At 61.4% G+C, this 6,772-nt stretch carries 7 protein-coding genes; all 7 read left to right on the top strand.

The features are described 5' to 3' along the window. Positions 1-238: 238 nt before the first annotated feature. The gene (locus RR842_RS10790; protein WP_332514410.1) at positions 239-772 is read left to right on the top strand and encodes a peptidylprolyl isomerase; all 534 of its coding nucleotides are present in this window, start codon (positions 239-241) and stop codon (positions 770-772) included. Positions 773-833: 61 nt separating this feature from the next. Beyond that, positions 834-2,195, top strand: coding sequence for a tetratricopeptide repeat protein (locus tag RR842_RS10785; protein WP_332514412.1), 1,362 nt, complete (start codon positions 834-836; stop codon positions 2,193-2,195). 76 nt (positions 2,196-2,271) lie between these two features. Beyond that, entirely contained in the window at positions 2,272-2,676 is a 405-nt protein-coding gene (gene ndk, locus RR842_RS10780) for a nucleoside-diphosphate kinase (protein WP_332514414.1), read from the top strand. A 71-nt stretch (positions 2,677-2,747) separates the two neighbouring features. Next, positions 2,748-3,785, top strand: a complete 1,038-nt coding sequence (locus tag RR842_RS10775) for a 4Fe-4S dicluster domain-containing protein (RefSeq protein ID WP_332514416.1) — start codon at positions 2,748-2,750, stop codon at positions 3,783-3,785. Next, positions 3,775-4,686 carry an FAD/NAD(P)-binding protein gene (locus tag RR842_RS10770; RefSeq protein WP_332514418.1) on the top strand — a complete coding sequence of 304 codons (912 nt, stop codon included), beginning with the start codon at positions 3,775-3,777 and terminating at the stop codon, positions 4,684-4,686. Before RR842_RS10775 ends, RR842_RS10770 begins: the two co-directional genes overlap by 11 nt. Before the next feature lies 1 nt (position 4,687). Then, entirely contained in the window at positions 4,688-5,473 is a 786-nt protein-coding gene (locus RR842_RS10765; protein WP_332514420.1) for an NADH:ubiquinone oxidoreductase, read from the top strand. A 10-nt stretch (positions 5,474-5,483) separates the two neighbouring features. After that, the coding region (locus RR842_RS10760) for a Ni/Fe hydrogenase subunit alpha (protein ID WP_332553822.1) at positions 5,484-6,772 on the top strand (1,289 nt) is incomplete at its 3' end.

The raw sequence follows: 6,772 nt of genomic DNA, 5'->3' as shown, positions 1-6,772 counted from the left end.
CGTCTGCCTCCGGAGCAGAAAGCCGCAGGTTCGAATCCTGTCAAGGGCACCAGTTCAGACCTGTTGGCCTAAGTGCCGAAACCTCAACTACCCCGTGAATGTTATACGGTTTTTCCCAAAAGCGAGGGGTTACCTGCTAAAATCTCAAATCGTATGTGGTAATTCGCCACGCGATGCGTATCTTTGCGTCGACGCGTGCGGCAGAGACAGACGCGTAATTGAGAAAAGGAGCCAGATCATGGCGCAGTATACCCCCGAGTACCAGCCTACGGGCGACGAGATCGCCGTCATCACCACGTCGAAGGGCACGATCCGCGTGCAGCTCGCCGGCAAGGATGCTCCCATCCATGTGGGCAACTTCGTCGAACTGGCGCGCAAGGGCTTCTATGACGACCTGAAGTTCCACCGTTTCGTGCCGGGCTTTGTCATCCAAGGCGGCTGTCCGAACACGCGCGACCTGTCCACCCAGGATGTCATCGCCAAGGCCAAGAACCCCATGGCGGGCCTCGGTACGGGCGGTCCGGGCTACTCCATCAAGGAGGAGTACACCACAAACCCGCACAACGAGCACAACGATGGCACATTGGCCATGGCCCGCTCGCAGGACCCGAACTCGGCCGGCTCACAGTTCTATTTCTGCTTGGGCGCCCAGCCTATGCTCGACTCCGGCTACACCGTGTTCGGCGATACCATCGAGGGTCTCGACATTATCGGCGAGCTGCGTGTGGGCGACGTGATCGAGCGCGTCGAGATCGAGAATGCTGCCGAATAGCGTTTTCCCGGCACCCTGCTTGCAGGCGGCCGTTTCACAACCATAGTAAGTAAGGAAGCAGATGAACAACGACCTATTCCAGCACGCCCGCGCGGCTTACGCCGCAAAGGACTACGCAGGCGCCCTCCAGGCGTTTGCGCAGTGCTTGCAGGACGGAGGCCATCCGCTCGCGCCGGGCGAGATGGGGCTGATCTATCATCAGATAGGCAACTGCCTCGTCAAGCTGAAGGACTGCAACGAGGCCATCCACGCCTATACCCAGGCGACGGCCGACGCGTCCTACGACGCCTGCGGCGCGGTGAACTACAACTTAGGGATGGCGTACGCGGCGTTGCATGACTACGAAGATGCGGTCAAGCACTTCGAGATCGCGGTGTCCGATGCCAAGTACGACACGCCCTACAAGGCCTACACTGGCATGGGAAATGCGCTGCTGAAGCTGGGTAAGTCGGCCGAGGCCGGCGTGGCGTTCCGCGAATCGGCGCTCGACGAGGGCAACCCCGATCCTACGAAGGCGCTGCTGAACCTAGGCGTGTGCTTCATGGCCCTTGACCGCCCGGCTGACGCGGTGGCCTCTTACGAGAGCGCACTGCAATTCGACATGCAGGCCGGCACCAAGAACAAGCTCTACGCGAACCTAGGCCAGGCCTACGTTGCCTGTGGTCAGATGCAGAAGGCCGTGAACGCCTTCGAGCAGTCCATTGCCGACAAACGGTACTACCTCTCCGACTCGGCAAGCGTCGACTATCAGCGCGCTGTTGCGGCCGTCTCCCAGGGTACATCCGAGATCACGCAGGTTATACCTGCCGTAACGGCTGCCGACATGTCCGGTTTGGATGTGGCGGCCGACGGTGCGTCCATGTATGCCGACCAGGATGGCTATGGTGCCTACGGGCAAGAAGACCCTTACTACTATGCCGATGCCTACGACGGCCAGCCGTATCCCGGCGTTGACAACGGAGACCGTTTCTTCAGTGCCAGCGACGAGGAACTTGAGCAGTGGTCGAAGGGCCTCGCCAAGCAGGACCGCAAGCGGCGCAACGTAGGACTCAAGGTGCTCGTGTTCGTCGTGCTGCTAGTGCTGGTGGCATTCGGGGCGACGGTGTTCCTGTACACCCAGGGTTGGGGATATCCGACCCAGGATGCCGTGGTCAAGCAGCTGTTCAACGACCCCCAGGCAGCGATTTCCTCGGTGTTTGCCAAGGAAGTCGATGCCGATAAGGCCAAGACGATGGTCGAGCCAGTGGTATCCGACTCCAATCCCACGATCGACGGGGTTGACAAGTCTATGAGCGATTCGACCGTGTACGTGACGGCCAAGGTACCCGAGGGCGCCGACGTCCAGTACAAGGTGTCGCTGGTGCGCGACATGATAGGCTGGAAGGTGTCGAGCGTCGAGCTTTATTTCCCCAGCCAGAATTAACGTTAGGTTCAACGAAGGTGCGCGGCGATGAGCGCGCACCTTCTTTATGTCTGAAACAAAGGAAAGGGAACTACCTATGGCAGTGCAGAAGACTTACACCATGATCAAGCCCGACGGCGTGAAGAACGGCCATGTCGGCGAGATCGTCAACCGTTTTGAGCGCGCGGGCCTTGTTGTCGAGCGCATGGAACTGGGCATGGTCACTGACGAGCAGGCCCAGGCCAACTACGCCGAGCACGAGGGCAAGCCGTTCTACGCCGGCCTGATCTCCTACATCACCAGCGGCCCGGTCGTGAAGATGGTCGTGTCCGGCGAGGGAGCCGTGGCGAAATGCCGTGCACTCATGGGTGCCACTAATCCGGCAGAAGCAGCCCCCGGCACGATTCGCGGCGATTTCGGCCTCATTATGGACGAGAATGTCATCCACGGCTCGGATTCCCCCGAGTCAGCTGAGCGCGAGATCGGCATTTTCTTCGCGTAAGCTTCGAAGCCGTAAGCACCCTCAAGGTTCGCCCGGTTTCATTTAAGCCAGACGAGAAAGGGGCCCGCAGCATGCTCTATCGTGTGATCGATGCAGCTGAACTCCCTGCGCTCGTGTCGGCGTTCATGGAAGCCTATGAAGTCGTAGCTCCGGTCAAACGTGACCGGAGCTACGTGTTCGAGGTTATTCGTGCGTTCGACGAAATCGAGCTGGGGTACGATACGACCGTTTCATCGCCCAAGAAGTACTTTCTGCCGCAGACCGAGACGCTGTTCCCGTTCGATGCGCGCAACAACGAGGTGGCCGATTTCTCAGCAGAGATTACCCCGCGCGTCATCTTCGGTGCCCATGCGTGCGATATCAACGCCCTGAACAGGCTCGATTTGGTATTCAAAGAAGGGCGTTATCCCGACCCGTACTACGTTGCCCGGCGCAACGCTACGCTTATCGTAGGGATAAGCTGTACGCCGCGCGACACGTGCTTCTGTCAGCTGTGGGGCAGCGACGAGGCGCGCTTCGGCTACGACCTGTTTTTGCAGGATATTGGTGGCAAGTACCTGGTCAGCATCTCCAGCGTCGAAGCGGCGAACATCTTGGAGGCCGCCTGCAACGCGCGTGTGGCCACCGACGAGGATCGTATCGAATTCCGCCATGCCACGCGCAGGCGGCAGGAGGCCTTCAACGGCGACATTCCCGACATCCAGGACGTGGCCATGCTCATGGACGCGTTCCATAAGGACCCGTATTGGGACGAGCTAGGTGGACGCTGCCTGTCTTGTACGGCATGCTCGGCGGTGTGCCCGACGTGCTTCTGCTTCGACATCCAAGATACGTTCGATCCTGATGGCTTGACCGGGCGACGCGAGCGTGTGTGGGACTCGTGCACGTCCCCGCAGTTCGCCTTGGTGGCCGGCGGCCATAACTTCCGCGACGACGGGCGCAACCGCGTACGCCATCGCATGTACCATAAGCTTAACGGCTTTCTGGCCAACCACGACCGCATGCTCTGCGTGGGCTGCGGGCGCTGTGTGACGGCGTGCAAGGCGCGCATCAACCCCATCGAGGTATTGGAGTTCTTCGAGAGGAAAGGGGCGCAAGATGCCGAGTAGCTGTGCTGTGTCCACCGTGCAGGTGAAGCCGTTCCATGATGGTCCGGCGCCCATGAGTGGCACCGACCTCATGGCAGCCAACCCGTACCGCCCCTGGCCGGCGCGTATCACGTCGATCATCGATCTGACGGAGACGGAGAAGCTGTTCGAGTTCCGCCTGATCGACGACCGTATTCGCGAGGCGTTCCGACATGAGCCGGGGCAGTTCGTCGAGGTGTCCATCTTCGGCGTGGGCGAGGCTCCCATCTCCATTTCCAGTTCGGCCACGAAACGCGGCTTTATCGAGCTGTGCGTCCGCCGTACGGGAACGTTCACCGAAGTGCTCCACCAGATGCAGTGTGGCGACATCGTGGGTTTGCGTGGGCCGTTCGGCCGCGGGTTTCCCTTCGAGAGCATGAAGGGCCACGACATCTTGCTGGTGGCAGGTGGCTTGGGTATCGCTCCTTTGCGCTCGCTCATCAACAACATCCATGATGAACGCTCCGAGTTCGGCAAGGTCACCATTATCTACGGGTCGAAGAACCCCTCCGAGGTCATGTTCCGCAGCCAGTTCGAGATGTGGCGTCATCGCCACGACTTCGACCTGCACTTAACGGTCGACCAGCCCGACGATACGTGGGATGGCGAAGTAGGCCTGGTCACCAAGCCGTTCGAGCATCTGGAGATCGACGCGGACAATACCTTCGGGGCTCTCTGCGGGCCTCCCATCATGTACCGCTTCGCCATCGACGAGATGCGCAAGAAGGGCATCAGCTACGACCATATCTACGTGAGCTTCGAGCGCCATATGAAGTGCGGCATGGGCAAGTGCGGCCACTGCCAGATCGGGCACCAGTACGTGTGCATCGACGGGCCCGTGTTCAACTACTGGGAAGCCAAGAACATTCAGGGGTCGATGTAATATGAGCGGAAACTGCATAGCCTGCCAAGAGAAACCGAAGGTTCCCCGCGTCGTGGTCGTAGGTTTGGCCAGCTGTTTTGGCTGCCAGTTGCAGATCACGAATGCGGAGGAGCACCTGCTGGATGTGCTGGGGCAGATCGACCTGCGCTACTGGCAGCTGGCGTCGAGCGACCATATGCCCGACGAGTTCGACGTGGCTGTCATCGAGGGCGCCGTCACCACCGAGGAGGCCGAGGCCACGGTGCGCGACCTGCGCGAGCGGGCAGCCACGGTCATCGCCATCGGGGCCTGCGCCACGACGGCCGGCATCCCGGGTATGGCCGCAGCCTCGTTCCTCGAGCGTCCTGGACAGGTGTACGAGCGGGTCCCTGCGGCGTGCGGCACTATGGTGTCCCCGCGCCCGGTGAGCGCTGTCATCGACGTTGACTACGAGGTGCGTACGTGCCCTATGGATGCGCTCGACTTCGTCGACGTGCTGCAGCGTGCCCTGTACGGCTCGAACAAGACCGTGTACACGAAAACGATGTGCGGCGACTGCAAGCGCAATGAGACCAGCTGTTTCTTCGGCAAGCAGACGCTCTGCCTGGGGTTGGTGACCAGGGCTGGCTGCGGTGCGCGCTGCGTGAACTTGGGACGTCCCTGCAACGGATGCCGTGGGTTGTCGCCCGATGCAAACCTGCCCTCTGCGCGTGAGGCGTGCGAGCGCTATGGCGTGCCGGTTGCCGATTTTGACAAGGCACTTGAAATGTTCAACCAGGTGAATCCCGCCCTGGCAACGCACGAGTAAGGATGCGAGCATGACGAAAACCGCCATACACGTGGACCATATCGCCCGCATCGAGGGCCACGGCAACGTGCACGTGGTCATCGAGGACGGTGCGGTGAAGACCGTCGAGATGAATGTTGTGGAACCGGCGCGTTTGTTCGAGAGCATGGTTCGCGGCCGCCGTTTCGAGGAGATACCGTATATCGCCTCGCGCATCTGCGGCATCTGCTCGGCCAGCCACGTGGTCACCGACCTGCGCGCTATCGAGCGCATCTTCGGCGTGCAGGTAAGCGACCGCACCCGCGCCCTGCGCGAGCTTTTAGTGTACGGATCGTATTTGCAGAACCACGCGACGCACCTGTTCGTGTTTGCGGCACCCGACTTCGTGGGCATGAAGAGCGTCTTTCCTCTGGCCGAGGCGAACCCCGAGCTGTTCGAGCAGGCGCTGGCGCTCAAAGCGCTCGGCAACGAGCTGTGCACGAGGGTGGGTGGGCGCAGCGTGCATCCCATCACCGCCGTGGTCGGCGGCTTCACCCACGAGCTGGAAGCGGGGGAGTACCTCGAGCTGGCCGGCAAGATGGACGGAGCTCGCGTGTTCGCCGAGGCGGCGCTCGACCTGTTCCGCAGCTTCGAGGTGCCCGACATCCAGACGACCGGCGACATGCTGGCCATGGTGGAGCCCGGTTACTACCCGGTCGAATGCTCCAACACGGCGCGTTTCCTGGATGCCGGTGTCGAGTTTGACGTGAACGACGTGAACGATCATATCGAGGAATACATGGTGCCGCACTCGGCGGCGCTGCTCGCACGGGTGCGCGATACGGCCTCGCCGTTTTTCACCGGTGCCTTGGCGCGCATCAACGCGTCCTGGGAGCACCTGGGCCAGGCGGCGAAGATCGCTGCCGCCAAGGCCGGCCTGCGTCCTCCCGAGCGCAACCCCTTCATGAACAACGTGGCCCAGGCCGTCGAGTTAGTGGACGCGCTTGACCGCTGCGCCGCCATCTGCCGTCATTTGGCTGCGGATGACATCTCCGGTTCGAGCGAGCCGGTGGGCTTCGAGGTGCGCGCCGGTCGCGGCGTGGGCTTCACCGAGGCTCCGCGCGGCGCGCTGTTCCACGAGCTGGAACTGGACGCGCAAGGCAATGTGGTCCATGCGTCCATCATGACTCCCACGGCCCAGAATGTGGCGAACCTCGAGGCCGATATGCGTCTGTTGGCTGAGAAGATGGTGGAGGCGGGAGCCGAGGAAGATGCTATCCGGCTTGAGATCGAGAAGCTGGTGCGCGCCTACGATCCCTGCCTGAGTTGTAGTGTGCATTA

Origin of the sequence: Gordonibacter sp. (genome assembly GCF_036667095.1) — a bacterium.
In the GTDB taxonomy this organism is placed as follows: domain Bacteria; phylum Actinomycetota; class Coriobacteriia; order Coriobacteriales; family Eggerthellaceae; genus Gordonibacter.
The sequence above is the reverse complement of the archived record's forward strand: the minus strand, read 5'-3'. Positions and strand labels throughout refer to the sequence as shown.

What these genes read in the sequence shown, in the direction of transcription:
- RR842_RS10790 (WP_332514410.1), top strand. Translation starts at nt 239, where the DNA reads ATGGCGCAGTATACCCCCGAGTACCAGCCTACGGGCGACGAGATCGCC.
- RR842_RS10785 (WP_332514412.1), top strand. Translation starts at nt 834, where the DNA reads ATGAACAACGACCTATTCCAGCACGCCCGCGCGGCTTACGCCGCAAAG.
- ndk (WP_332514414.1), top strand. Translation starts at nt 2,272, where the DNA reads ATGGCAGTGCAGAAGACTTACACCATGATCAAGCCCGACGGCGTGAAG.
- RR842_RS10775 (WP_332514416.1), top strand. Translation starts at nt 2,748, where the DNA reads ATGCTCTATCGTGTGATCGATGCAGCTGAACTCCCTGCGCTCGTGTCG.
- RR842_RS10770 (WP_332514418.1), top strand. Translation starts at nt 3,775, where the DNA reads ATGCCGAGTAGCTGTGCTGTGTCCACCGTGCAGGTGAAGCCGTTCCAT.
- RR842_RS10765 (WP_332514420.1), top strand. Translation starts at nt 4,688, where the DNA reads ATGAGCGGAAACTGCATAGCCTGCCAAGAGAAACCGAAGGTTCCCCGC.